This window comes from Pseudomonas sp. PDM15, assembly GCF_014851565.1.
Taxonomy (GTDB): Bacteria; Pseudomonadota; Gammaproteobacteria; order Pseudomonadales; family Pseudomonadaceae; genus Aquipseudomonas.
Genome location: NZ_JACVAA010000007.1, coordinates 127217 through 151840 on the forward strand (window position 1 = coordinate 127217; position 24624 = coordinate 151840).

Here is a 24624-nt window from a genome sequence, read left to right on the forward strand (position 1 = left end):
CCCGATTTCCAGTCGTCCTCTATCCTCCTTCCTATGAGCAAGCGCGAACCCATCTACAAGGTGATTTTCCTCAACCAGGGCCAGGTGTACGAGATGTACGCCAAGCAGATCTACCAGAGTGATCTGTGGGGCTTCCTGGAGGTGGAGGAGTTCGTCTTCGGCGAGCGCACCCAGATGGTGGTCGATCCCAGCGAGGAAAAGCTCAAGGCGCAGTTCGAAGGTGTAGTGCGCAGCTTCGTGCCGATGCACTCGATCGTGCGCATCGACGAGGTCGAGCGCCTGGGTACACCGAAGATCAGTGAGGCCAGGGGCGGCGGCAACGTGATGCCGTTCCCCATGCCGATGCCGGAGAAGTAGGCGGGACTTCTTAAGGGGCGAAGGCCGGAGCCTGCGGGCCGATGCTGGTGCCCGGTGCGCTGGGTGCGGGGCTGAAGCCGGACGGCGCGCCGCTGTCGATGTGCTGAAGCTCCAGCAGGTAGCTGCGGAAGATCTGCCCCAGCACCTGGCTGGCGGCCTGCAACTCCTCGCGCTGCATGCGCTCGGCTACCTGGTCGGCGCTGTCCATCGCCTCGTCCGAGCCATTCACCGCCGCCATTTTCAGCACGATGTAGGCCTGCACGTTGTTGGCCGGCACGCCTTCGCCATGGAAGAACATGTTGCCCAAGCGCAGCTGGGCCTGGGCGTTGCCCTGCAGCGAGGATTGTTCGAACCAGTGCAGGGCCTGGGGCAGGTCGCGCGTGGTGCGCTTGCCATCGTAGAAGAATTCGCCGAGTTCGAGCTGGGCCTGGGTATCGCCCTGCTTGGCCATTTCCTGGCAGGCGGCGAGGGCCTGGGGCAGTTCTTCGGGGGAGGCGTTCAGCGAGCAGCGCCCGATGGCGGGCACCAGCAGGGAATTGTCGCCCGCGCTGGCCAGCAGCGGAGCAACGAGCGACAGGCAGCCCAGGATCAGGGTGCGGCCGGTGCGATTCATGGAAATCCAAGTGCCTCGCGAAACAGGCGGGCCTCGTGCCCGGCCGGCGAAACGCGCCGGCCATCACATTATGTGATAAGCCGGGCCGTCCTTACAAAGTCTTTACCGGGATTTCCTCGCGCGCCGGTGTGCGCAGCACCATGAGCAGCCAAGCCAGCAGCGGGTAGGCCGGGGTCAGCAGGGCGTGGAACAGGTCGACGCGGCGTAACGGGCCGATAAAGCCTTCGGTGCCTACGGCCAGGCCGGCGACCAGGAACAGCCCCACCACGCCGATTGCCTGCAGGCCCGGGCGCAGCTGCGGCCACTGGCTCAGGCCGGCGTAGAGAATCAGCAGCAGGGTGGCCAGGTTGAGCAGCAGGCGATAGTGCTGGTCCACGCCCAGCACGCGTGCGCCGATGAACAGGCCGACCAGCACCAGCAGCCACACCGTCCAGATCGAGCGGGCCCAGGCCAGGCCACGCGATAGCGCGAAGGCGGCCAGACCCAGCAGCGGCAGACCGAGGGCGGCGCTGAGCTGGGTGAAGGATCGGTGCTTGTCGATCCAGCTCGGGTCCAGGCCGTAACGCACCGCGCCGCATAGCGCCGCCGTGGCGGTTAGGCCAAAGCCCAGCAGCAGGGCGCGCATCACCGGTTGGTCGGTGAAGATCGGGCGCAGCCACAACAGGCTGGCCAGGCAGGCCATTGCCAGGATTCCATCGCTGAGCGCGGTGCTGTACTGCATCACTTAAGCCTGGCGAAGGCGCGCTCGGCGGCGGCGAAGGTGATTTCCAGCTCCTTGTCGCCATGGGCGATGGAGGTGAAGCCGGCCTCGAAGGCGCTCGGGGCCAGGTACACGCCGCCTTCCAGCATCAGGTGGAAGAACTTGTTGAAGCGCGCTGCGTCGCTGGCCATCACATCACTGAAGGTGACGATGTCGTCGGCGCCGCTAAAGTACAGGCCGAACATGGCGCCGGCCTGGGTGGTGACGAAGGGGATGCCGGCGGCATCGGCGCGCTCCTGCAGGCCCGCCAGCATGCGGCTGGTGAACTCGGAGAGCTCGGCGTGGAAGCCGGGGCGGCTGATCAGCTTGAGGGTGGTCAGGCCGGCGGCCATGGCCAGCGGGTTACCGGACAGGGTGCCGGCCTGGTAGACCGGGCCGAGCGGGGCGATGCATTCCATGATCGCGCGCTTGCCGCCGAAGCAGCCGACCGGCATGCCGCCACCGACGATCTTGCCGAAGGTCGACAGGTCCGGCACCACACCGTATTGGGCCTGAGCGCCGCCGAGGGCGACGCGGAAGCCGGTCATCACCTCGTCGAAGATCAGTACCACGCCGTGCTTGTCGCACTGCTCGCGCAGGCCTTCGAGGAAGCCCGGCGCCGGCGGTACGCAATTCATATTGCCCGCGACGGGTTCAACAATGATGCAGGCCACGGTCGAACCGACCTCGGCCAGGGTCTTCTCGACGGCGGCCAGGTCGTTGTAGGGGAGGGTCAGGGTGTGTTTGGCGAAGTCCGCCGGCACGCCGGCCGAGCTCGGCACGCCCTGGGTCAGCAGGCCGGAGCCGGCCTTGACCAGCAGGCTGTCGGAGTGGCCGTGGTAGCAGCCTTCGAACTTGATGATCGCGTCGCGGCCGGTATGGCCGCGGGCCAGGCGTATGGCGCTCATGGTCGCCTCGGTGCCGGAGCTGACCATGCGCACCAGCTCCATGGACGGCACGATGGAGCAGACCAGCTCGGCCATCTCCACTTCCAGCGCGGTCGGCGCGCCGTAGGACAGGCCGTGTTCCAGCTGCTTGCGTACCGCGTCCAGCACCTGCGGGTGGGCGTGGCCGAGGATCATCGGACCCCAGGAACCGACGTAGTCGACGTAGCGCTTGTCGTCCTCGTCGACCACATAGGCGCCTTCGGCGTGTTTGAAGAACAGTGGCGTGCCGCCGACGCTGCGGAAGGCGCGTACCGGGGAGTTGACGCCACCGGGGATGTGTTTCTGGGCGTTGGCGAACAGGGTCTCGGAGCGGGACATGGCAGGCCTCTCGAATCAGGAAGTGGGGAACAGTGCGCTGAAGGCGCGAGCGCGGGCTTCCACCTCGGTGGCGGAGGGCGCGGAGAACAGGGCGTGGATCACTGCCAGCAGGTCGGCGCCACGGGCGATCAGATCGGCGCCGTTATCCAGGCTGACGCCGCCGATGGCGGTGATCGGCAGGGCGAAGCGGGCGCGGGCCTGCTCCAGTAGTTCGGGCGTGGCGCTCGGCGCGCCGGGTTTGGTCTGCGACGTGAAGAAGCGGCCGAAGGCGATGTAGCTGGCACCTTCGCTTGCGGCCCGTTCGGCCAACTCCAGGCTGGCGTGGCAGGTGCCGCCGATGATTGCCTGGCGCCCGAGCAGGGCGCGGGCGGCGGATAGCGAGCCGTCGCCCTGGCCCAGGTGCAGGCCGACGCCAAGGCGCGCGGCCAGCTCGGCGTCGTCATTGATGATCAGGCTGGCGCCGTGGCGCGCGCACAGTTCGGCAAGCTGCGAGGCCTCGCGCAGGCGGCGGGCCTGGTCGTCGGACTTGTCGCGGTACTGCAGCAGGCGCGCACCACCTTTAAGAGCCGCTTCGACATACGGCAGCAACTTGCCGTCGGCCAATAGCTGGCTATCGGTGATGGCGTAGAGGCCGCGCAGCTTCACGAGCGGCCCGTCACAGGGAGAAGTCCAGTGGCAGGCGGCGCGGCACGAACTGGCCGCGGCCGGGCTGCTCGGCGTCACGCAGGGTGCGCCAGGTGTAGTCCAGGGCGCTGCGCACGGCGCTGACCACTTCCTCGCCCAGGGCCAGGCGACCGGCCAGGGTGCTGGCCAGGGTGCAGCCGGAGCCGTGGTAGCTGCCCGGCAGGCGGGCGCAAGTAAAGGTGTGGCGATCGCCGCCGCGCACGTAGAGGCGGTTGTGTACTTCGGCCTCGTCGCCATGGCCGCCGGTGATCAGCAGGTTCTGGCAGAAGGGCGAGAGCTTCTCGGCGCATTCGTCCGGCGTGCCCTCGGGCAGTTCGGCGAGGATGCGCGCCTCCGGCAGATTCGGCGTGGCGGCCGCGGCGATCGGCAGCAGGCGTTCGCGCATGGCGTAGCCGACGTCGTCCTTGCCCAGCGAGCCGCCGCCGCCGGCGCGCAGCACCGGGTCGCACACCAGCGGTACGCCGGGCAGCAGCTGCATGATCTCGACCACGGTGTCGACCATCTCCACCGAGCCGAGCATGCCCAGCTTGACGGCTGCCACCGGCAGGTCGGCGATGATGGCGCGGGCCTGGGCCAGCACCCAGTCGCGGTCGAGCACGCGGAAGTCGCTGACATTGACCGTGTCCTGCACGGTCAGCGCGGTGACCGCCGGAGCGGCGTGGCAGCCCTGGGCGAGCAGGGCTTCGATGTCCGCCTGCAGGCCGGCACCACCAGATGGATCGTGGCCGGACAGGCAGAGGACGACGGGGCGGGAGTTGTGTCTGTTCATGGCCGGCGAGCTTACCACCTGGCGGCGGGAGGCCCAATCGCCGGGGCGTGACATCTTGTCCGGGGCGACGAATTTTTACCCGGGGCCCTGTGATAAAGTTTCGCCCCATATAAATCAGAAGGATTCTGTGCGCCGTCCGCAAGGGGGAGAGGGCCCCGGGACGGCTGCGCACGAGTTCATGCGGGGCTGCATGCGTTACTGGGTTTTTCTCCTTCTATTCGGCTGGTCCTGGCTGGCGCATGCGGTCGAATTCGACGAGCACGCCCGTTACCTGACGCTCGGCTCGAAGATGCAGGTGTTCGAGGATGTGCGCGGTGACGCCAGCATCGAGCAGGTCAGCTCCGCCGCCCTGGATGCCAGCTTCCGCGACAACGGCAAACCGGTACTCAACGCCGGCTACTCGCGCTCGGTGTTCTGGCTGCGGGTCGACCTGCTGTACAACCCTGTGCAATCGACCAAGCCGAAGAACTGGCTGCTGGAACTGGCCTACCCGCCGCTCGACCACCTGGAGCTGTACCTGCCCGATGGCCAGGGCGGCTATCGCCTGGCCGCCCGCACCGGCGACTCGCTGCCGTTTTCCAGCCGGCAGATCAAGCAGAACAACTACCTGTTCAATCTCGAACTGACGCCGGGCCAACCCCAGCGCGTCTACCTGCGCGCGCAGAGCCAGGGCTCGATGCAGATGCCGCTGGGCCTGTGGGCGCCGGACGCCTTCATCGAGGCGCAGCCGGCGCGCATCTACACCTTCGGCCTGATCTACGGCGTGCTGTTGGTGATGCTGATCTACAACCTGTTCATCTTTCTCGCCGTCCGCGACACCAGCTACCTCTACTACATCCTCTATATCGCCTCGTTCGGCCTGTACCAGGTCTCGGTCAACGGCGCCGGCATCCAGTACTTCTGGCCGGACGATCCTTGGTGGGCCAACGCCTCCACGCCGTTCCTGATCGGCTCGGCGGCGCTGTTCGGTTGCCAGTTCGCCCGCAGCTTCCTGCACACCGCCGACCACAGCCCCTGGGTCGATCGCCTGCTGCGCCTGCTGATGGCAACCGGCGGACTGGTGATGGTGCTGGCGCTGACCACCAGCTACGCCAGCGCCCTGCGCCTGGCCACCCTGCTGGCGCTGGCCTTCACCGTGGTGATCTTCAGCGCCGGCGTGCTGGCCTGGCTGCGCGGCATGCGCGTGGCGCGCTACTTCATCATCGCCTGGTCGGCCTTCCTCGCTGGCGGGGTGATCAACACCCTGATGGTGCTGGGCTACCTGCCCTATACCTTCTTCACCATGTACGCCAGCCAGTTCGGCTCGGCACTGGAAGTGGGCCTGCTGTCCCTGGCCCTGGCCGACCGCATCAACGCGATGAAGGAAGAGCGCGCGCGCATCCTCCAGGAAGCCGGCCGCGAGCTGGAGGTGCTCAACCGCGAGCTGGCCGACAGCAACCGCCTGAAGGACGAATTCCTCGCCACCGTCACCCACGAGCTGCGCACGCCGATGAACGGGGTGATCGGTTCACTGGAGCTGATGCAGACGGTCAAGCTGGACGTCGAACTGGAGCAGTACCAGCGCACCGCCGCCAGCTCGGCGCGCGACATGATGCGCATGGTCAACGACATCCTCGCCCTCACCGAATTGCAGGCCGGCAAGCTCTACCCACGGCGCGAGCCGTTCAGCCTGCGCGGCCTGGTCGACGGCCTGCGCGCCCAGTACGGCGGCAAGGCGGCGGAGAAGGGCCTGCAGTTCGTCGTCGAGCTGGAGGACAGCCTGCCCGACACCCTGGAAGGCGACGCCGCCAAGCTGACCCAGGCCCTGGGCTACCTGCTGGACAACGCGGTCAAGTTCACCCACCACGGCCAGGTCACCTTGCGCGTCGGTGCCGCCGGGCCGCTGGCCGGCAGCATGCCGCTGCGCCTGGAGGTGCTGGATACCGGCATCGGCTTCATCGCCCCGCAGGACGGCAACCTGTACCAGCGTTTCCATCAGCTGGATGGCTCCATGACCCGCCAGTACGGCGGCCTGGGCATCGGTCTGGCGATCTGCCGGCAGCTGGTGGAATTGCTCGGCGGCAGCCTGCAGCATCAGTCGCAGCCCGGCCGCGGCAGCGCCTTCGCCATCGCCCTGCAGCTCGACCTGCCGGCCCAGCGCCAGGACGTCGCTCCGGCTCCGCGCCGGGTCGGCGGCCAGCCGCAGCGCCGCGCCGAGCAATGCACCGTGCTGATCGTCGAGGACAATGCGATCAACCAGCTGGTGACCCGCGGCATGCTGCTCAAGCTCGGCTACCGGGTGCGCACCGCCGACAACGGCGTCGAGGCCCTGGAAGTGCTGCGCAGCGAGCCGATCGACGCGGTGCTGCTGGACTGCCAAATGCCGGTGATGGACGGCTTCGCCACCTGCCGCGCTCTGCGCAACCTGCCCGGCTGCGCCGAGACCCCGGTGCTGGCCATCACCGCCCACAGCCACAGCGGCGACCGCGAGCGCTGCCTGGCCGCCGGCATGAGCGACTACATGGCCAAGCCGGTGAAATTCCTCGAGCTGCAGGCACTGCTGCACGACTGGGTGCTGTGCCGCGCGCCTACCTGATCCGCCTTCCCCACTAAGCAACGATCCGGCCGCACTTTGGCCGAATCGTCGTTTTCATCAAGAAGTGAATCGTGATTCACTGATCTGAATTCATGAATCTGGATTCAGCTCATGGCCTATCGCACCACTGCCGCCCGTATCGACCGTGCCCAGGAACTGCGCGAGCGCATCCTCGTCTGCGCCCATGGCCGGGTCGCCGACGGCGGTTTCGCCAACCTGACCATGCAGGCCCTGGCCGAGGATGTGGGCATAGCCACCGGCAGCCTGTACCGCCACTTCAGCGGCAAGGGCGAGTTGGCGGCGGAAGTGTTCAGCGATGCCTGCCGCATCGAGGTGGACGCCCTGGCCGAGATCCTGCGCGGCCCCGGTAGCGCCACCCAGCGCCTGGCCGCCGGCCTGGAACAATTCGCCGCCCGCGCCTGGCACAGCCGGCAGCTGGCCTTCGCCCTGATCGCCGAGCCGGTGGAACCGGAAGTGGACGAGCAGCGCCTGCTGTTCCGCGAGGCCTACGCCGAACTGTTCGTCGACCTACTCGAAGAGGGCGTGCGCAGCGGCGAGTTCCGCGTGGCGCAGGTCAACCTGGTCGCTGCCTGCCTGGTCGGCGCCATCGCCGAGGCCCTGGTCGGCCCGCTCTCGCCACCGGCCCGCGCGGCCCGTGATGCCGGCCTGCCGGCAGCGGACCTGGCCACCATCAGCCAAACCCTGGTCACCTTCTGCCTGCGCGCCGTTGGCGCTTCGGAGTCCTGATATGTCCCTGCAGCAATTCGCCGAAACCCACGAAGTGTTCAACCAGGTGCCGTCGCTGGACGGTGCGAACCTGTACCGCCTCGACCTGCCGTTGCAGGAGTGGACCCGGCGCTTCGGCGGCGGTTGGGCCGAGGATAAGCTGCACGCCTACGGCGCGCTGGCTGGCGGTCCGCTGATGCAGGCCGGCTTCCTGGCCAATGAGAACAAGCCGGTGTTCAAGAGCCATGACCGCTATGGTAATCGTGTCGATCTGGTGGAGTTCCACCCGGCCTATCACGAGCTAATGCGCACGGCCATCGAGCACGGCATCCCGTCGCTGCCCTGGACCGACCCGCGCGAAGGTGCCCAGGTGGCCCGCGCCGCGCTCAACTACCTGCACAACCAGCCGGAGGCCGGTAACGCCTGCCCGCTGACCATGACCTACGCCGCCGTGCCGGCGCTCAAGTTGCAACCGGAGCTGGCCGAGATCTGGCTGCCGAAGATCCTCGCCACCGAGTACGACCCGCGCAACATCGGCATCGAACAGAAGGCCGGGGTCACCATCGGCATGGCGATGACCGAGAAGCAGGGCGGCACCGACGTGCGCGCCAACACCACCAAGGCCCACCCGGTCGGTATTCCCGGCCCGGGCCAGGCCTACGAGCTGGTCGGCCACAAGTGGTTCTGCTCGGCGCCGATGTGCGACGCCTTCCTGACCCTGGCCTACACCGACAAGGGCCTGTCCTGCTTCCTGTTGCCGCGCCACCGTCCGGACGGCACGCGCAACCAGTTCTACATCCAGCGCCTGAAGAACAAGCTGGGCAACTGGGCCAACGCCTCCAGCGAGGTGGAGTTCCGTGGCGCCCTGGCCTGGATGGTCGGCGAGGAAGGCCGTGGCGTGCCGACCATCATCGAGATGGTCTCGCTGACCCGCTTCGACTGCATGATCGGCTCCAGCAGCCTGATGCGTCAGGCCCTGACCCAGGCCGCGCACCACTGCGCGCACCGCAAGGTCGGCGGCCGTGTTCTGGCCGAACAGCCGCTGATGCAGAACGTGCTGGCCGACCTGGCCCTGGAAAGCGAGGCGGCCCTGGCCTTGACCATGCGCATGGGCAAGGCCCTGGACAACCCGCACGACGAGCAGGAGGACAAGTTCGCCCGCCTGGTCACCGCCATCGGCAAGTACTGGGTCTGCAAGCGTGCCCCGGCAATGATCAACGAGGCTCAGGAGTGCATGGGTGGCGCCGGCTATGTCGAGGAAACCATCCTGCCGCGCCTGTACCGCGAGGCGCCGGTCAACTCGATCTGGGAGGGCTCGGGCAATGTGCAGTGCCTGGACGTGCTGCGCGCCCTGTCCAAGGAGGCCGGCGTGCTCGAGGCGCTGTTCGCCGAGCTGGGCGACGGCCACGGCGATGCGCGGCTGAAAGCGCATATCCAGCAGCTGCAGGCGGACTTCCGCGACACCGCCGATATCCAGTACCGCGCCCGCCAGCTGACCGAGGACGTGGCCGTGGCCTTGCAGGCCAAGCTGCTGCTGGAAGCCGGTAACGCCACCGTCAGCGATGCCTTTATCGCCAGCCGCCTGGCTGATGGAGGGCGAGTCTACGGCACCCTGCCACGCGGCGTGGATGCCGAAGCACTGGTGGCGCGCAGCACACCGCACCTGGTCTGATTCCTGAGCCCGGTGGTGAACGAGTAGCCCGGATGTATCCGGGAAAGCCGGTCGCTCCAAGCACCCGGATGGCATCCGGGCTACCAAACCTAGGCTCCATAACCTGCGCGGGGCTTCGATCGTTTCAGGCGTTTTGCTGGCGCCGCCGGTAGGCCAGGTAGATCAGCGCCAGCAGCGCGGCCAGCGCGCTCGGCCCGAGCAGGCAACGGTAGCCCCATGCCTGGTAGCCGAGGGCGCCGAGCAGGCCGCCACCGATGAAGCCGCCGATCAGGATCAGATACAGCAGGATGCGTCGCCGATCCGCCGGCTGCCCACGCATCTTGAGGCCGAGCATGATGCCGAGGTCGGTGAACAGCCCGGTGACGTGGGTGGTGCGCACCACCGCGCCGCTGTAGGTACTGGTCATGGCGTTCTGCAGGCCGCAGGCGGCCGAAGCCAGGTAGTGGCCGAGGCCGCTGCCGCGCTCCAGCATCAGCATCGCCAGCAGCAGGACCAGGCTCTCGGCCAGCAGCGCCACGCCGTAGCGGCGACCGAGCTTGAGTGACTGGTTGCCGATGACGCAGCCGCTGACAGCGGCGCCGACCACGAAGCTCAGCAGGATCATCAGCAGGTGCAGCGCGCTGCCCAGTTGCCCCTGGGCCAGCTCCACGCCGAGCTGGCTGGAACTGCCGGATAGATGCGACACGCCCTGGTGGTTGAAGCCGAGCAGAGCGATGGCATTGACGCTGCCGGCGATCAGGGCCAGGCAGAAGCCGCCGATTTCCACCCAGCGTGGTAACTGATTGATCATGCTGTGACGTCCCCCCGGCCGTCATCTCCGTTATGCCCTAAATCACCGCAGGCTTGCCATTGGTCCTTGGCATAAAGGGGCGAGTGTAGGCAGCCGCGCCAGGGCCAGATGCCGAGCTCAAGGTCGCGTATGTGCTTATGCCGGGCATGGTGCGATGTTCGCCCGGGGGCGCATGAGCGGTCGGGCGTCATCACTCGGGGCGGCGTGTTCCAGATGGGTTGCGCCGACGTTAGGGCAGCGCTCCTAGCGGCGCTGCCAGATCATCCTGCCGGTGTTGCTCTCGGTCACCAGGTACGGCGTGCTGAAGTGGTAGCGCGCCGCCGGCTGGTAGTCGGCGGCACCTTTCAGCTGCACCAGCAACAGGCCTTTGTCGCTGCGCCAGCGCCCGCTGTACTGCAGCTCGCCGGGACGGTCGTAGCTCCACTCGCTGCCGCCCGCCACGCTGCGGCGCCACTGGTCGATGCTGCCATCGGCGCGAATGCGCAGAGTGGTGACGGTGGTCATCGAAGCGAATTCCAGGCCCTCGCTGTTGGTCATCTGTTCATAGATCCAGGTGCCGACTAGGGCGGCGTCCTGGTTCGGGTCGGGCGGCGCGGGCGCCGGCCCCACGCGCTGGAACATAGCCTCGCGCACCTGCGTCTCGCCGCTGCGCGGGTCGCGGGCGGCCAGGCTGGTGGCGAGCATGCCGTTGGCGTAGTTGCCGTTCATGTTGGCCAGCGCCTGGCCGGAACTCGGGTCGCTGATCTGCGCCTGCAGCGCCTGGCCGTCGAAGCTGCCGCTGACCTTGAGGCGCAGGTGCGGCCCCTCCCGGTATTCGCCTTCCACCTGTTGGCCCTGGCTGCGCAGGACCAGCTCGGTCGACTGGTTGTCGACGGTGGCCTGGTACAGACCGTCCAGCTCGGCGGCCAGGCTGTGGCCGGTGACGCAAATGAGCAGACAGCAGATCGACAGGGCGCGCACTGTGGCTTTCCTCGGGGTGGATGAGAAGAGCCTAGATGGTTCTCGGTGGCCTTGCCTTGGCTCTCATCGTCGAGCAACCGGCGCTGGCGAGGCGACCGTCGCAAGGCGCAAGATAGGGCCGTGATCCCAGCCAGGAAGCTGCCCGTGACTGCCATGCCGCATACCGATTTCGTCGTCACCGCCACCGCCGAGGAGGCCGTCGACCGCCTCGCCGACCTGCACCGCCAGGCCACCGGCGGGCTGAGCCAGGCGCTGAGGAACTACCTCAAGGAACGCAGCGTGCCGAGCCAGGCCGAGCGCGCTTTGTTCCGCTACCCCGAGTTGCGCCTGACCTACCTGTGCCAGGGCGAAGTACCGAGCACCGTGCGCGCCTACGCCAAGGTCCAGGTGCCGGGCACCTACCGCGCTACCGTGACCCAGCCGGAAGCCTTCCGTGGTTATCTGCTGGACCAGCTGCGGCCGCTGATGCAGGACTTCTCGGTCACCGTCGAAGTGGGCTTCAGCCAGCAGAACATTCCCTATCCCTACGTGGTCGAGCAGGGCGACGAGCTGGCCGGCAGCGGGGTCAGCGCCGCCGAACTGGCGCGGGTGTTCCCCAGCACCGACCTGTCCGCCGCCACCGACTCGGTGGCCGACGGCCTGTACGGCTGGGGTGACAGCAGCGACCTGCCGCTGGCGCTGTTCGACGCCGCACGCACCGACTTCTCGCTCAAGCGCATCCAGCACTACACCGGCAGTGACTGGCGCCATGTGCAGCCGTGGATCCTGCTGACCAACTACCATCGCTACGTCGACCAGTTCATTCGCCACGGCCTGGAACAGCTGCGCGACAACCCGCGCTTCCAGCGCATGGTGCTGCCGGGCAACGTGATCATCGAGCGCGGCACGTCCGAGGAGGATGCCCAGGCGGTGGCCGACGCGGTGGTCTGGCATCGCTATCAGATGCCGGCCTACCACCTGATCGCCAACGACGGCCACGGCATCACCCTGGTCAACATCGGCGTCGGCCCATCCAACGCCAAGAACATCACCGACCACCTGGCCGTGCTGCGCCCCCATTGCTGGCTGATGATCGGCCACTGCGGCGGCCTGCGGCAGTCGCAGACCATCGGTGACTACGTGCTGGCCCACGCCTATATGCGCCGCGACGGCATCCTCGACCGGGTGCTGCCGCCGCATATCCCGATTCCGGCGCTGGCCGAGGTACAGCAGGCCCTGCAGGAGGCGGCCGCGACCGTCACGGGGGAAAAGGGCGAGACCCTGAAGAAGCGTCTGCGCACCGGCACCGTGCTGACCTACGACGACCGCAACTGGGAGCTGCACTGGGCCCACGAGCGGCCGCTGATCAACCTGGCCCGCGCGGTGGCGGTGGACATGGAGAGCGGCACTATCGCCGCCCAGGGTTATCGCCTGCGGGTGCCCTACGGCACCCTGCTGTGCGTGTCGGACAAGCCGCTGCACAGCGAGATCAAGCTGCCCGGCTCGGCCACTGGCTTCTACCAGCGCGCGGTCAGCCAGCATCTGTCAATCGGTATCGCCGCCCTCGACCTGCTGCGCTGCCAGCTCGACTCGCTGCACTCGCGCAAGCTGCGCAGCTTCGACGAGCCGCCGTTCCGCTGATCGAGTGGCGTGAGGGTGGGATCATCCGCCTTGCGCGTAGCCCGGATTGCATCCGGGCTACAACTGCGGTGTGTTGCCTGCGGTGATACAGCCCACGGGGCGTCGGGTCAGGCGCTTTTGCGCAGGCGCAGGTGCAGCAAGGGGAAGGGCCGGTCGGCACCGTCCAGTGGCGAGCGGCCGATCTGCTCGAAGCCCTGGCTGAGGTAGAAGGCCACGGCGCCGGGGTTCTGCTCGTTGACGTCGACCAGGCGCACGCCGTCGCGGTCGATGGCGTGGTGCAGCAGCGCCTTGCCGAAGCCCCGACCATGGGCGGTCGGGTCGACGAAGAGCATTTCCAGGCGATCCTCTGCGGAGCCGGCAAAGCCCTGCACGCGGCCCTGCTCGTCGCGCAGGCAGGTCAGTCGTACCAGGTCGAAATACTGCTCACCGAGCATGCGCCGGTAGAACTGGATGTCCTCCTCGGCGAGGAAGTGGTGGGTGGCGCGTACCGCCGCCTCCCACACTTCCAGCAGGCGCGGCCGGTCGGTGCCGTCCACCGCACCCAGGTGCCAGGCGGCGTTACGCCGCCAATGAAACAGGTCGGTCATTTGCTGGCGTCCAGCACCACCCGGTAGCGCGCCTTGCCGGCGCGCAGGTGGTCGAGTGCGGCGTTTACCTGGCTCATGGGGAAGTGCTCGACCTGCGGCAGGATCTGATGGCGGGCGCAGAATTCGAGCATGGTCGCCATGGTCTTCGGTGAGCCCACCGGCGAGCCGGACAGGCTCTTCTGCTGCGGGATCAGACTGAACACATGCACCGGGATGGCACTCGGGACGATGCCAACGAAGTGCAGCCGGCCCTTGCCGCGCAGGGTGGCGAGCAGGGCGTTCCAGTCCAGGTCGGCACTGGCGGTGACCAGCAGGAAGTCGAGGGTGCCGGCAATCGCCTTCATCGCGGCGCTGTCGGTGGACGCTACCACCTTGTGCGCGCCCAGGCGCTTGGCCTCGTCCTGTTTGCTCAGCGAGGAGGTGAAGGCAGTGACCTCGCAACCCCAGGCATTGAGGAAGCCCAGGGCCAGGTGGCCGAGGCCGCCGATGCCGACCACGCCGACGCGGTCGGTGGGCTTCACGTCGAAGTCCAGCAGCGGGCTGAACACGGTGGAGCCGGCGCAGAACAGCGGGCCGACCAGCGCCGGGTCGAGGCTTTCCGGCAGCGGCACGGCCCAGGCCCAGTGCGAGCGTAGACGGTCGGCGAAGCCGCCATGACTGCCGACGATGGTCGGCTTCACCGTGCGGCACAGCTGGTGCGAGCCTTCCATGCATGAGCCGCAGTGCATGCAGCTGCCCTTGTACCAGCCGATGCCTACGCGCTGGCCGAGCTTGGGGCCGCGTACCTGCTCGCCCACGCGGACGATGGTGCCGACCACCTCGTGGCCGGGAATGAAGGGGTAGCGGGCATTGCCCCACTCGTTGTCGATCATCGACTGGTCGGAATGGCAGATGCCGCAGTACTCCACCGCCACTTCGACTTCTTCGGCGCCCAGTGGGCCCGGGTCGTAGCTGTGGCGCTCCAGCGGCGCGCCCGGCGCGGTGGCGGCCCAGCCGGTGAAGGTGGCGAGTTCGTTGCTCATGGCGGCATCCTCTGCGGTCGATTCGATGGGAGCAGCTTAGCCCGACGAGCGGCCGATTGGACCATCATCAGCGATCCTGATGATGCTCGGTTACACTGCGCGCTCTGCAATCGCACCGGAACCCGCATGCCGCGCCCGCCCCGTTCTCCCGCTTCACGCCGTCCCGGCTCCGGTCCCGGTCCCGCCTCCGCGCCACGGCGGGTGGCCAAGGCGCCGCCGGCCGAGCCGCGGCTGATCGTGCTGAACAAGCCGTTCGACGTGCTCACCCAGTTCAACGACGAACAGGGCCGCGCCACCCTCAAGGATTTCGTGCCGGTCCCCGGCGTCTACCCGGCCGGGCGTCTGGATCGCGACAGCGAAGGCCTGCTGCTGCTGACCAACGACGGCCGCCTGCAGGCGCGCATCGCCGACCCCAAGCACAAGCTGGCCAAAACCTACTGGGTGCAGGTGGAAGGCGAGCCGAGCGAGGAGCAATTACTCCAGCTGCGCGAGGGCGTGCAGCTCAACGACGGCCCGACCCTGCCGGCCGAGGCGCGCCTGCTGGATGAGCCGCAGCTGTGGGAGCGCAATCCGCCGGTGCGTTTTCGCAAGAGCGTGCCGACCGCCTGGCTGGAACTGGTGATTCGCGAAGGGCGCAATCGCCAGGTGCGGCGCATGACCGCCGCGGTCGGCCTGCCGACGCTGCGCCTGGTGCGGGTGCGCATCGGCCCGTGGAGCCTGGAGGGGTTGCAGCCGGGCGAGTGGAAGGATCTGCCGCCGCGGCTGTAGGAGCCCTTTCATGTGGGAGCGGCTTTGGCCGCGATAAGGAAGCCGAAAAAGCCATCGCGGCCAAGGCCGCTCCCACGGAGGTTCGTCGCGGGCCTCAGCCGTGGATGCCGCGGCTCATCTCGATGAGGTAGGTGATCAGCGGCTTGGCCAGGAAGGCGAACAGGCACAGGCCCAGGCCGAGGAACAGGATCGCGGTGCCGAGGCGGCCGGCCTTGGACTTCTTGGCCAGGTCCCAGATGATGAAGAACATGAACACCATCAGCCCGCCCACCAGGACGTACATCATCAGGGCTTCGAACTGTTCGGTTTCCATGGTGGCCTCGCGGGTATGACTGGGACTTCGACGGGGCGGCGATTATACGCGCGCCGTCGCTGTCCGCAGTAGACGCCAGCCGGCCCTGCGGCGTTCAGCCGCGCAGGTGCTCCAGCGGCAGCTCGGTGCTGGACAGCACCTGGTTGAGCACGAAGCTGGAGCGCACGCTGGTCACGCCCTCGATGCGGGTCAGCTGGCCGAGGAGGAATTTCTGGTAGTGGTCCATGTCCGGCACCACCACCTTGAGCTGGTAGTCGGCGTCCATCCCGGTCACCAGGCTGCACTCCAGTACCTCGGGACATTGGCGAATCACCGACTGGAAGTGTTCGAAGCGCTCCGGGGTGTGGCGGTCCATGCCGATCAGCACGAACGCGGTCAGCGAAAGGCCGAGTTTCTTGCGGTCCAGTAGCGCCACCTGGCGGGCGATGTAGCCGTCGTCCTCGAGCTGCTTGACCCGGCGCGAGCAGGGCGAGGGCGACAGGCCGATGCGCTCGGCCAGCTCCTGATTGGAGATGCGCGCATCGCGCTGCAGCTCGGCGAGGATGCGCAAGTCGTAGCGGTCGAGTTTGTTCATTGTGCGGCTTCTTTGTGTTCGGATTGCGCTGAATAATCGCTCAGTGAGTGAATATTGCGCAAGTGATGGGTTGATGAGCAATATTCGCAATCCTTCGGCGCGCCGCGCTGGTTAAGCTTTCCCTCAGTTTCATGGCCCGGACGTTATGTCCACCCGCGGCGCCCAATCAGGTGCCGCGGCGCCGGCGGTCCTACCGGATCGTGCAGGCCCCCGGGTCCGCACCGCTCAACCAGGCGGGCGAGGAAAGCGGCGACACGATTGCCAGTGCCGGACAAGCAGTTCTAGGGGGGAGGCCGAGAGGCCTCCCCCTTTTCTTTGCGCTTGCGGCAAGATTGGCCCATGCACCTTAGTGATGATCTGCGCCGCCGCGCCGGCCTGTTGTTGTGGGGCTTCGCCCTGCTGTGCGCCTGTTGGCTGGCGTTGCGGGCCGGCGAGCGGCCACCTGTGGCCACTACTCGCGAAGAGCGGGTGGAGGTGGCGTTCGTCACCCTGGGCAAGTCTGTCCGCCGTGCTCCGCTGGTACTGCTCGGCGATTCGATCAGCGCCGGCCACATCTGGAGCGCCGGTAGCGGCTGCGCGGCGCCGCTGAACCTGGCGGTGTCCGGGGCGCAGAGTGGCGACCTGCTGCGCCACCTGCATCTGGTGGAGTCCGCCGGCGCCGAGCAGGTGTTGCTGTTGATCGGTATCAACGACCTTCGCCATGGCGTGAGCTACGAGCGCCTGCTGGCCAACTACCGCGAAATTCTGTTGCGTCTGCAGGCGCAGGGCGTGACGCCGCTGCTGCAATCCACTCTGCGGGTGACGCCGCTGCATGAGCATCACCAGGCGCTCAACCAGCAGGTCGCCCGCTTGAACGAGCAGCTGCGTGCCTGGGCGCGGGAGCAGGGCTGGCAGTATCTGGATGTGCAGGCCGTCCTCGATGGGCGCAGCTACCGGGGCGACGGCCTGCACCTCAACGCCCGTGGCTATCGGGCGTGGGAGCAGCTGCTCGCGCCCGTTCTGCGCAAGCGGCTGTGTGCGGAATCAGACCAGGCCGGCCAGCTGCAGAAGCCACCAGGCCAGAATGAGCATTTGCACCAACAGGCCGGCGAAGCGCAGCCAGACGAACGGCACGCTGGTGCTGATCAGGTGCATGGCTGACTGGAACAGGCGCGCGCCGAGTAGCACGCAGGCCAGTGGGTCGGTGATCGCGGTCTGCCCGGCGTGCATTGCGTAGAGCAGCACGGCGGCCTGTAGCGGCAGGTTCTCCAGGCTGTTGGCGTGGGCCCGCACCAGGCGCTGGCCGAATGCACTCGGCGTATTGCTGCCGTCCGGAGCGAAGGCGTTGACCTTCACCCTGCCGCCGAGCACGAACAGGCCGCGCTGGTTGATGATCAGGAACATCAGTAGCAGCGGCCAGGCAACCAGGCCGAGCAGGGCGATAGCGGAGGGTGAAAGGGTCATGCGGCACCTCGTCTTGTTGTTGTGCCGGCAGTCTAGAGAAATTAGAGCAATTGCTCTAGTCGATTCTTTACCGCTTTCCGCCTGCTCTTTACCCAGGCTTTACCCTGCCCGGCGCGGTGATCGGGGAGACTGGCGCCCACTCGTTCAGGAGCGCCATAGCGATGCGCAGCTTCTGCTGCTCGGCCTGACGCCGTTGATCCCCAGACCGTCAGCGGGCGACGACCTCGCTCGGGTCGGCATGCACCAGCACCTCGGCGCGGGGAAACTCGGCGCGGATCGCCTGCTCCACCAGCACGCAGAGGCGATGCGCCTCCCTTAGGCTGAGCTCGTCCGGCAGTTCCAGGTGCAGCTGGACGAACCAGCGGGTGCCGGAGATGCGCGTGCGCAGGTCATGAGCGCCGAGCACGCCGGGCACCGCGCAGGCCAGCGCGTGCATGCGCTCGCTGACGTCGGGCGCCAGCTCCTCGTCCATCAGCACTGCCACCGCCTCGCGCACGATGCTGATCGCGCTCCACAGAATGTACGCGGCGATGCCCAGGCCGAATAGCGCGTCCATCTGCTGCCAGCCATAGGCCGCCAGCACCAGGGCGAGCAGGATGCCGGCGTTGAGCAGCAGGTCGGAGCGATAGTGCAGCGAGTCGGCGCGGATGGCGGTGGAGCCGGTGACGCGCACTACGTGGCGCTGGAACAGCAGCAGGGCGAGGGTCAGCACCAATGACAGCAGCATCACCGCGATACCCAGGGCTTGGGCGCCGAGGGGTTCCGGATGCTGCAGGTGCTGCCAGGCCTGCACGGCCACCAGCACCGCACTGGCGCCGACGAACAGCGCCTGGGCCAGGCCGGCCAGGGCCTCGGCCTTGCCATGGCCGTAGCGGTGGTCCTCGTCGGCCGGGCGCAGCGCGTAGTGCACGGCAATCAGGTTGAGCAGCGAGGCGGCGCCATCCAGCAGCGAATCGGTAAGGCCGGCCAGCAGGCTGACCGAACCGCTCAGCCACCAGGCCACGGCCTTGGCACTCGCCAGCAGAAGCGCGGTGACCAGGGCTGCGGCCGTGGCCTGGCGCAGCAGGCGGGCGTGCTGTGGCGCGATGGTCATGCTGATGTGGGTGAGGGAGATGGGCGCCGCAGCCGAGCGGCGGGCGCCCTGGGCATCAGGCGGCCGGGCGCAGGCCGTAGGCGGCCAGTTGCTCGACGCTACCGTTGTGCTGGATCAGACGCGGGTCGTCCAGCGGCAGGTCGCGGCCGATTTCGCGATGGAGGATGGCCTTGAGCTTGATCTGGTCGACCTTGCCGTCCGCGCCGATGGCCTCGCGCAGTTTCTCCGGCGCCACCGAATACTGGTCGTTGGGCAGGTAGATGGCGCCGGTGGCGAAGTCGATGCCGAAGGCGATCAGGCCAGGGATCACGTAGAACAGGATGCCGATGGCATTCAGGCCGGCCACCACCGGGTCGACCTGGCCTTCGATCTGGCCACGGCGGTCCGGGAAGAACAGCGTGCCGCAGGCGGCCAGCTGGGTCAGCAGGGTCGCGGCGAGAACGCCGCCGATAACGCGGGAATGCATGCGCATGGGCACCTCCTGGAAATGGTGCGGCACTATACCAAGGCCGTCATTGCAGTTGGATGCCCGGCACCGCGCTTCGGTTCGGCTTTATAATCGCCGGCTGTTTCGGAGAGACCATGAACCGCCTGCCCATCGACGACGTTTTGCCCGCCCTGCGAGCTGCCCTGGCCGAGCGCCACGAGGCCGTGCTGGAGGCGCCGCCCGGCGCCGGCAAGACCACCCGCGTGCCGCTGGCCCTGCTCGACGAGCCCTGGCTGGCCGGGCAGAGCATCCTCATGCTCGAACCGCGGCGCCTGGCTGCACGGGCCGCCGCCGAGCGGCTGGCCAGCGAGCTGGGCGAGAAGGTCGGCGAGACGGTGGGCTATCGCATTCGCCTGGACAGCAAGGTCGGGCCGCGCACCCGCATCGAGGTGGTCACCGAGGGCATCCTTGCCCGCCGCCTGCAGGATGATCCGGCGCTGGAAGGCGTTGGCCTGGTGATCTTCGACGAGTATCACGAAAGGTCTCTCGACGCAGATCTGGCCCTGGCGCTGACCCTCAACGGCCGCGAGCTGTTGCGCGACGAGCCGCTCAAGGTCCTGCTGATGTCCGCGACTCTGGAAGGCGAGCGCCTTTCGGCGCTGCTCGGTGATGCGCCGGTGGTCTCCAGCGAGGGCCGCACGCACCCGGTGGAAATGCGCTGGGGCGCGCCCTGGCAGCCTGGCGAGCGCATCGAGCAGCGGGTCGCGCAGACCGTGTTGGAAGCGCTGGCGGATGAGCCGGGCAGCCTGTTGGTGTTCCTCCCTGGCCAAGCGGAGATCCGCCGGGTGCACGAGCAGCTCGAGGAAAGCCTCGCCGGTCGTGCGGAGATTTTGCTCTGTCCGCTGCACGGCGAGCTGGAGCTCTCGGCCCAGCGCGCCGCCATCGAGCCGGCACCGGCCGGCAAGCGCAAGGTGGTGCTGGCCACCAATATTGCCGAGACCAGCCTGACCATCGACGGCGTGCGAGTGGTGGTGGATGCCGGCCTGGCACGGGTGCCGCGCTTCGACCCGGCCAGCGGCATGACCCGCCTGGACACCCAGCGCATCTCCCGCGCCTCGGCCACCCAGCGCGCCGGCCGTGCCGGGCGTCTGGAACCGGGGGTGTGCTATCGCCTATGGTCGCAGACCCAGCACGAACAACTGGCCGCCTATGGTGCGGCGGAAATTCTTCAGGCCGACCTCGCCGGCCTGGCCCTGCAGCTGGCGCGCTGGGGTGTCGAACCAGCCGAGCTGGCCTGGCTCGACCTACCGCCGGCCGCCGCCTTCACCCAGGGTCGCGATCTGTTGCAGCGGCTCGGTGCGCTGGACGAGCGCGGCGCGCTGAATGCCCATGGCCAGGCCATGGCCGAGCTGCCGGCCCATCCGCGCATCGCCCACCTGCTGTTGCGTGGCCAGGCCCTCGGCCTCGGCACGCTGGCGGCGGACCTGGCGGCACTGCTCGGCGAGCGCGACATCCTGCGCGGTGGCGGTGCCGATCTGCACAGTCGCATGAGTCTGCTGGCCGGTGAGTCGCGCGCCTCCGGTGGTTCGCGTGGCGGCGTGCAGCGCGCGCGCCAGCTGGCCCGGCAGTTCCGCGGCTATCTGCGCGGCAAGGCCGATGAGGCCGTGGCTGACCCCGAAGACCCGCGTTGGCTCGGCGCGTTACTGGCTTTCGCCTACCCGGACCGGGTGGCCCGCCAGCGCAAGGCCGCCGGTGGCGACTACCGCCTGGCCAATGGCCGCGCCGCGCAGTTCGGCGAGCCGGATGCGCTGATGAAGCACGAGTGGCTGGTGATCGCCGACCTTGGCAGCCGCCAGGGCCAGCGTGAGGAGCGTATCTACCTGGCGGCCGACCTCGACCCGGCGCTGTTCGACTCGGTGCTGGCCGAGCAGGTGAGCGTGCGCGAGGAGCTGGAGTGGGACGAGCGCGAGGGCGTGTTGCGCGCCGAGCGCCAGCGCCGTGTTGGCGAGCTGGTGCTCAGCCGCGAGGCGCTGACCGGCCTGGACGAGGCCGCACGCGGCCGCGCGCTGCTCGGCCTGGTGCGGCGCAAGGGCCTGGAGCTGTTGGCGTGGACGCCCGAGCTGCGCCAGTGGCAGGCGCGGGTGGCACTGCTGCGCGGTCTGGACCTGCAGCAGAAAGGCGACAGCGAATGGCCAGACCTGAGTGACGCCGCGCTGCTGGCAACGCTGGAGGACTGGCTGCTGCCGTACCTGGGCAAGGTCAGCCGGCTCAGCCACTTCGCCAATCTCGACTTGCCGAGCATGCTCGCCGGCCAGCTGCCCTGGCCGCTGCCGCAGCGCCTGGACGAGCTGGCGCCGAAGCACCTGCAGGTGCCGTCGGGCTCGCGCATCGCTATTGATTACAGAGAGTCGCCGCCGGTGCTGGCGGTGCGTCTGCAGGAGTTGTTCGGCCTGGCCGCCACCCCGCGTATCGCCGGTGGCCGCCAGGGTGTGCTGCTACATCTGCTGTCGCCGGCGCGGCGGCCGGTGCAGGTGACCCAGGACCTGGCCAGTTTCTGGGCCAACACCTATATCGAGGTGAAGAAGGATTTGAAGGGGCGTTACCCCAAGCACTACTGGCCGGACGACCCTTTGGTGGCCGAGCCGACGGCGCGAGCCAAGCCGCGCGGCACCTAGTCGACCTGCATCTTCTCGCCGGCGGCCTGCAGCTCCTCGTAGGCGCGGTCCAGGTCGTCCAGCAGGAGCTGGCCGCCGGCGGCGTGACGCGAGGCGATCAGGCGCAGCTGGATGTGCTGCAGCACCGTGTAGGGCAGCGGCGACAGGCCGAGGGCCCTGCGGGTCTGTTCCACCGGGGCCTGGTAGTCGAGTAGATAGTCGCCGCGCTTGCGCAGCAGCATCTCCAGGGCCGAGGCATGGGTGCTGGTGCGATGGGTGCTGATACTCATGGTTGGATCGGCGAGCAGGTCGTTGACCTGCTTCCAGTAGCTGTAGCCGGTGATGACGATGATGCCCTTGTTGCGCAGGCCTTCGGGAATCTTTGGTGGCGGCGTGTCCTGGCGGTGGTACAGCGCCAGGCTGAGGTTGCCCATGCTGTGCCGGGCCTCGTAGGTATGGCCTTCCAGCTCGGTCTTGCCGCCGGCGCCGGCCCACAGTTGCACGCTGCCATCCTGCAGCCCCGCGTACAGGCGCGCGCCGGGCAGCGAGCGGTACTCGCCGCGGTAGCCGGCATGGCGCAACAGGCGTTCGGTCAGGGCAAGGATGGAGCCGCGCGGCTTGCCGCTTTCGTCGGTCCAGGAATAGGGCGGAAATTCGTAAAAGCCGACGGTTACCGTCGGATCGGGCGCGTTCTGCGCCAGGGCGCCAGCACAGCAGAGCCATGCCAGCAGGGCAGGGAAGAGGGTTCTGCGCATCGTCTACCGCGCGGCTCGGAGGCCGTCTTGTTGTTCGTTCTGGCCCCGAGCATGGCGGCAGCCGCCGGCTTTGTCCAGAGCCTCGAAACAACTGCCTGCATGGCTCGCGAAGCCGCGGCCTGGCTGGCTCTCGAGCTATGCTAAGCGCAGCGGCGCCACGCTGAGCTACCATGCCAGGCAGAAATGGGAGAACACATGTACCAGCCATTCGCCGTGCAGTTCGAGTGTGCCATCTCGCTCCAGTCGGTGCGCTAGATCATGCGGCGCGCGCTCGTCCTGTTGCTGTTCAGCGGCTGCGCCTCGGCGCAGCAGGCGGGCGAGCCTTTGCGCGTGGTCACCGACTACTGGCCGCCGTTCCGCATGCAGGGTGCCGGCGGCCAGCTGGAAGGGCTGGATATCGATCTGCTGGACGAACTGCAGCGGCGCACCGGTCTGCGCTTCGAAGTGCGCCTGCAGCCGTGGGCGCGGGCCCTGGAAGACATGCGTCGCGGTCAGGCCGACCTGATGACCGGTCTGGCGCGCACGCCGGAGCGCGAGCAGTACATCGACTATCTGGAACCCACCTACCATGCCTGCGCGCCGCGCCTGTACGGCGCCCCCGAACGCGCGGCCATCGGCGACTACGCCCAGCTGGGCGGCATGCGTATCGGCTACGTGCTGCAATCGGCCTACTTCGAACCGTTCGATTCGGATGCGGCGCTGCACAAGGTCGGTGTGAAGAACGAGGAGCAGCTGCTGCAGATGCAGGTGCGCGGGCGAGTCGAGCTGATGATCGGTACCGACTGTCAGGTGGACTTCCAGCTGCGCGACCCGATGCTGTCCCGCCAGCTGGTCAAGCTGGCCTACCTGCCGCCGGCCCAGACCCGGCTGTATCTCGGCCTGTCGCGCACTGGTCGCGGCGCAGCGGAGCGCGAGCTGCTGACCCGCACCCTGCAGCAGCTGCTGCAGGACGGCTGGATGGAGCGGGCGGCCCAGCGCTATCGCTGAGCTGGCGGGTTCTCTAAGAACTCAGTGGTTGTGCGGCTCGACGTATAGCTCGTAGACCAGTTCCATGTCCCAGTAGGCCGCCTCGATCTTGTGCCCGTCCAGATCGCGGACGAAGCAGCCGTAGTAGGGCTCGCCATAGTGCGGGCGCGGGCCGGGCGGGCCGTCCGGGCTGGCGCCGGTCTCCAGGGCGGCCTCGTAGAAGGCGTGCACCGCCTGCTTGTCCGGCGCGACGAAGCCGAAGTGGGTGCCGTTGCCGACATTCGCCGGCTGACCATCGATCGGCGTCTGCACCCAGAACTCCGGGTACTCGCGGCCCCAGGCCACGGCGCCGGGGTGTTCGAGGATGCGCTTGCAGCCGAGAGTGGCCAGCACCTTGTCGTAGAAGGCCACGGCCTTGTCGAACTGGTTGGTGCCGATGGACACGTGGGACAGGATGCTGGGGTTCTGTTCGGACATGAGGATTCTTCCCTGGTAAGTCGGACGCCCCAAGCCTAGCAGTTGATCCGCGGGTTTTCTGTCGGGCGGGTCAGCTACTGTGACTGTCTTCGGTCGGCCGCTGGCTGCACAGCATGTAGCAGCGGAACAGCACCACGCTGGAGAACAGCTGGAGGAAGCCGTTGACCACATCCAGCAGCAGGCTGCCGACCGCGTCGGGCTGCTCGCCGAGCAGCTGCAGGGTCCAGTCGTCCAGCAGCCACAGCGGCACGATCACCAGCAGCACGCAGGCGAGCAGCGACCAGAAGTGGCCGATGCTGAGCAGGAAGCTCTCGCGCATCGCCTGCAGCGGCGACAGCCCACGCAGCACCAGGAGGTACTCGGCGAACGCCAGCTTGACCATCACCCACAGCGCCAGCGGCAGCAACAGCGCGCCACTGAGCATGATCAGCAAAGTGCTCAGCCCGGCCAACACGGCGAACGCCGGCCACAGCGGCAGGGCGGCGGCCAGCAGGTTGCGTACCGCCGGACGCTGGCCCTGGCTGCGGGCGTCGAGGAAGAGGATCAGCGCGGCGCTGTACAGCGGATAGAAGAACAGCCCGACCAACAGCTCGTAGGCCGGCGCATGGCCGGGGTCGGTAAACCCGGCAACCAGCGCACGCACCAGGCATTCGGCGGCGATCAGCGGCAGGCACAGCGGCGCGATGCTGGCCAGGTGGCGGCTGAAGAACTGGAAGGAGTCACGTAGAACGGTAAGCGGGTTCATCGGCAGGCATCGCGGCAGTACTTCATGAAG

General features: G+C 67.9%; 26 protein-coding genes. 9 read left to right on the forward strand and 17 right to left on the reverse strand.

Features of this window, described 5'->3' with window-relative positions; genetic code table 11:
- Positions 1–33: 33 nt before the first annotated feature.
- Entirely contained in the window at positions 34–357 is a 324-nt protein-coding gene (locus IB232_RS19180) for a DUF1820 family protein (protein ID WP_192400180.1), read from the forward strand.
- Between the two features lie 10 nt (positions 358–367).
- On the opposite strand, the gene IB232_RS19185 is transcribed toward IB232_RS19180, so the two are convergent.
- The 5 genes from IB232_RS19185 to IB232_RS19205 all read right to left on the reverse strand — a co-directional run bounded on the left by IB232_RS19185 (position 368) and on the right by IB232_RS19205 (position 4427).
- The gene (locus IB232_RS19185) at positions 368–970 is read right to left on the reverse strand and encodes a tetratricopeptide repeat protein (protein ID WP_192400181.1); all 603 of its coding nucleotides are present in this window, start codon (positions 968–970) and stop codon (positions 368–370) included.
- Between the two features lie 91 nt (positions 971–1061).
- Entirely contained in the window at positions 1062–1691 is a 630-nt protein-coding gene (locus tag IB232_RS19190; protein ID WP_192400182.1) for a hypothetical protein, read from the reverse strand.
- Positions 1691–2974: a glutamate-1-semialdehyde 2,1-aminomutase gene (gene hemL / locus IB232_RS19195; protein ID WP_192400183.1), complete on the reverse strand. Its 1284-nt coding sequence runs from the start codon at positions 2972–2974 to the stop codon at positions 1691–1693. The genes IB232_RS19190 and hemL overlap by 1 nt, the downstream gene beginning before the upstream one ends.
- A 15-nt stretch (positions 2975–2989) precedes the next feature.
- Positions 2990–3619: a thiamine phosphate synthase gene (thiE, locus tag IB232_RS19200; protein ID WP_192400184.1), complete on the reverse strand. Its 630-nt coding sequence runs from the start codon at positions 3617–3619 to the stop codon at positions 2990–2992.
- Between the two features lie 10 nt (positions 3620–3629).
- Positions 3630–4427, reverse strand: a complete 798-nt coding sequence (locus tag IB232_RS19205) for a hydroxymethylpyrimidine/phosphomethylpyrimidine kinase (RefSeq protein WP_192400185.1) — start codon at positions 4425–4427, stop codon at positions 3630–3632.
- 190 nt (positions 4428–4617) lie between these two features.
- On the opposite strand from IB232_RS19205, the gene IB232_RS19210 reads away from it, so the two are divergent.
- The 3 genes from IB232_RS19210 (at position 4618) to IB232_RS19220 (ending at position 9400) form a co-directional block, all read left to right on the forward strand.
- A complete protein-coding gene (locus tag IB232_RS19210; RefSeq protein WP_192400186.1) occupies positions 4618–7002 on the forward strand; it encodes a hybrid sensor histidine kinase/response regulator in 2385 nt (794 codons plus the stop codon).
- A gap of 111 nt (positions 7003–7113) precedes the next feature.
- Complete coding sequence (locus IB232_RS19215; RefSeq protein WP_192400187.1) at positions 7114–7749, forward strand: TetR/AcrR family transcriptional regulator; 636 nt, start codon at positions 7114–7116, stop codon at positions 7747–7749.
- A 1-nt stretch (position 7750) separates the two neighbouring features.
- A complete protein-coding gene (locus IB232_RS19220) occupies positions 7751–9400 on the forward strand; it encodes an acyl-CoA dehydrogenase family protein (RefSeq protein WP_192400188.1) in 1650 nt (549 codons plus the stop codon).
- 124 nt (positions 9401–9524) lie between these two features.
- On the opposite strand, the gene IB232_RS19225 is transcribed toward IB232_RS19220, so the two are convergent.
- Together IB232_RS19225 and IB232_RS19230 are read right to left on the reverse strand one after the other, a co-directional pair.
- Positions 9525–10190, reverse strand: coding sequence for a YoaK family protein (locus tag IB232_RS19225; protein WP_192400189.1), 666 nt, complete (start codon positions 10188–10190; stop codon positions 9525–9527).
- 243 nt (positions 10191–10433) lie between these two features.
- A complete protein-coding gene (locus IB232_RS19230) occupies positions 10434–11150 on the reverse strand; it encodes a hypothetical protein (protein WP_192400190.1) in 717 nt (238 codons plus the stop codon).
- 153 nt (positions 11151–11303) lie between these two features.
- On the opposite strand from IB232_RS19230, the gene amn reads away from it, so the two are divergent.
- The gene (gene amn / locus IB232_RS19235; RefSeq protein ID WP_192400321.1) at positions 11304–12770 is read left to right on the forward strand and encodes an AMP nucleosidase; all 1467 of its coding nucleotides are present in this window, start codon (positions 11304–11306) and stop codon (positions 12768–12770) included.
- 107 nt (positions 12771–12877) lie between these two features.
- Here the strand turns inward: amn and IB232_RS19240 are convergent, their stop codons facing one another.
- Both IB232_RS19240 and ahr read right to left on the reverse strand, forming a co-directional pair.
- Complete coding sequence (locus tag IB232_RS19240; protein WP_192400191.1) at positions 12878–13357, reverse strand: GNAT family N-acetyltransferase; 480 nt, start codon at positions 13355–13357, stop codon at positions 12878–12880.
- Positions 13354–14379 carry an NADPH-dependent aldehyde reductase Ahr gene (gene ahr / locus IB232_RS19245; RefSeq protein ID WP_192400192.1) on the reverse strand — a complete coding sequence of 342 codons (1026 nt, stop codon included), beginning with the start codon at positions 14377–14379 and terminating at the stop codon, positions 13354–13356. The genes IB232_RS19240 and ahr overlap by 4 nt, the downstream gene beginning before the upstream one ends.
- A gap of 201 nt (positions 14380–14580) precedes the next feature.
- Here ahr and IB232_RS19250 point away from each other — a divergent pair, with 201 nt between their 5' ends.
- The gene (locus tag IB232_RS19250) at positions 14581–15147 is read left to right on the forward strand and encodes a pseudouridine synthase (protein WP_192400322.1); all 567 of its coding nucleotides are present in this window, start codon (positions 14581–14583) and stop codon (positions 15145–15147) included.
- Positions 15148–15241: 94 nt separating this feature from the next.
- Here IB232_RS19250 and IB232_RS19255 read toward each other — a convergent pair whose 3' ends face one another.
- Complete coding sequence (locus IB232_RS19255) at positions 15242–15460, reverse strand: DUF2788 domain-containing protein (protein ID WP_137975006.1); 219 nt, start codon at positions 15458–15460, stop codon at positions 15242–15244.
- A 94-nt stretch (positions 15461–15554) separates the two neighbouring features.
- On the reverse strand, positions 15555–16034 hold the full coding sequence (locus IB232_RS19260; protein ID WP_043308345.1) for an Lrp/AsnC family transcriptional regulator: 480 nt from the start codon (positions 16032–16034) through the stop codon (positions 15555–15557).
- Positions 16035–16373: 339 nt separating this feature from the next.
- On the opposite strand from IB232_RS19260, the gene IB232_RS19265 reads away from it, so the two are divergent.
- Positions 16374–17174, forward strand: coding sequence for a GDSL-type esterase/lipase family protein (locus IB232_RS19265; protein ID WP_192400193.1), 801 nt, complete (start codon positions 16374–16376; stop codon positions 17172–17174).
- Here IB232_RS19265 and IB232_RS19270 read toward each other — a convergent pair.
- From IB232_RS19270 to IB232_RS19280, 3 genes are all read right to left on the reverse strand, one after another.
- Positions 17058–17477, reverse strand: coding sequence for an MAPEG family protein (locus tag IB232_RS19270; RefSeq protein WP_192400194.1), 420 nt, complete (start codon positions 17475–17477; stop codon positions 17058–17060). The two genes, IB232_RS19265 and IB232_RS19270, sit on opposite strands and share 117 nt — an antisense overlap.
- A gap of 208 nt (positions 17478–17685) precedes the next feature.
- Entirely contained in the window at positions 17686–18570 is an 885-nt protein-coding gene (locus tag IB232_RS19275; protein ID WP_192400195.1) for a cation diffusion facilitator family transporter, read from the reverse strand.
- Between the two features lie 55 nt (positions 18571–18625).
- Positions 18626–19042 carry a polyribonucleotide nucleotidyltransferase gene (locus tag IB232_RS19280; protein ID WP_192400196.1) on the reverse strand — a complete coding sequence of 139 codons (417 nt, stop codon included), beginning with the start codon at positions 19040–19042 and terminating at the stop codon, positions 18626–18628.
- Positions 19043–19152: 110 nt separating this feature from the next.
- On the opposite strand from IB232_RS19280, the gene hrpB reads away from it, so the two are divergent.
- The gene (hrpB, locus tag IB232_RS19285; protein WP_192400197.1) at positions 19153–21672 is read left to right on the forward strand and encodes an ATP-dependent helicase HrpB; all 2520 of its coding nucleotides are present in this window, start codon (positions 19153–19155) and stop codon (positions 21670–21672) included.
- Here hrpB and IB232_RS19290 read toward each other — a convergent pair.
- Positions 21669–22406, reverse strand: coding sequence for a substrate-binding periplasmic protein (locus IB232_RS19290; protein ID WP_192400198.1), 738 nt, complete (start codon positions 22404–22406; stop codon positions 21669–21671). The two genes, hrpB and IB232_RS19290, sit on opposite strands and share 4 nt — an antisense overlap.
- A 258-nt stretch (positions 22407–22664) precedes the next feature.
- Between IB232_RS19290 and IB232_RS19295 the strand changes: the two genes are divergently transcribed.
- Positions 22665–23393, forward strand: a complete 729-nt coding sequence (locus IB232_RS19295; protein WP_192400199.1) for a substrate-binding periplasmic protein — start codon at positions 22665–22667, stop codon at positions 23391–23393.
- A gap of 21 nt (positions 23394–23414) precedes the next feature.
- Here the strand turns inward: IB232_RS19295 and IB232_RS19300 are convergent, their stop codons facing one another.
- The gene (locus IB232_RS19300) at positions 23415–23849 is read right to left on the reverse strand and encodes a VOC family protein (RefSeq protein WP_192400200.1); all 435 of its coding nucleotides are present in this window, start codon (positions 23847–23849) and stop codon (positions 23415–23417) included.
- A gap of 70 nt (positions 23850–23919) precedes the next feature.
- Positions 23920–24594 (reverse strand): hypothetical protein, encoded by a 675-nt coding sequence (locus IB232_RS19305; protein WP_192400201.1) that lies wholly within the window; start codon positions 24592–24594, stop codon positions 23920–23922.
- Positions 24595–24624 lie beyond the last annotated feature (30 nt).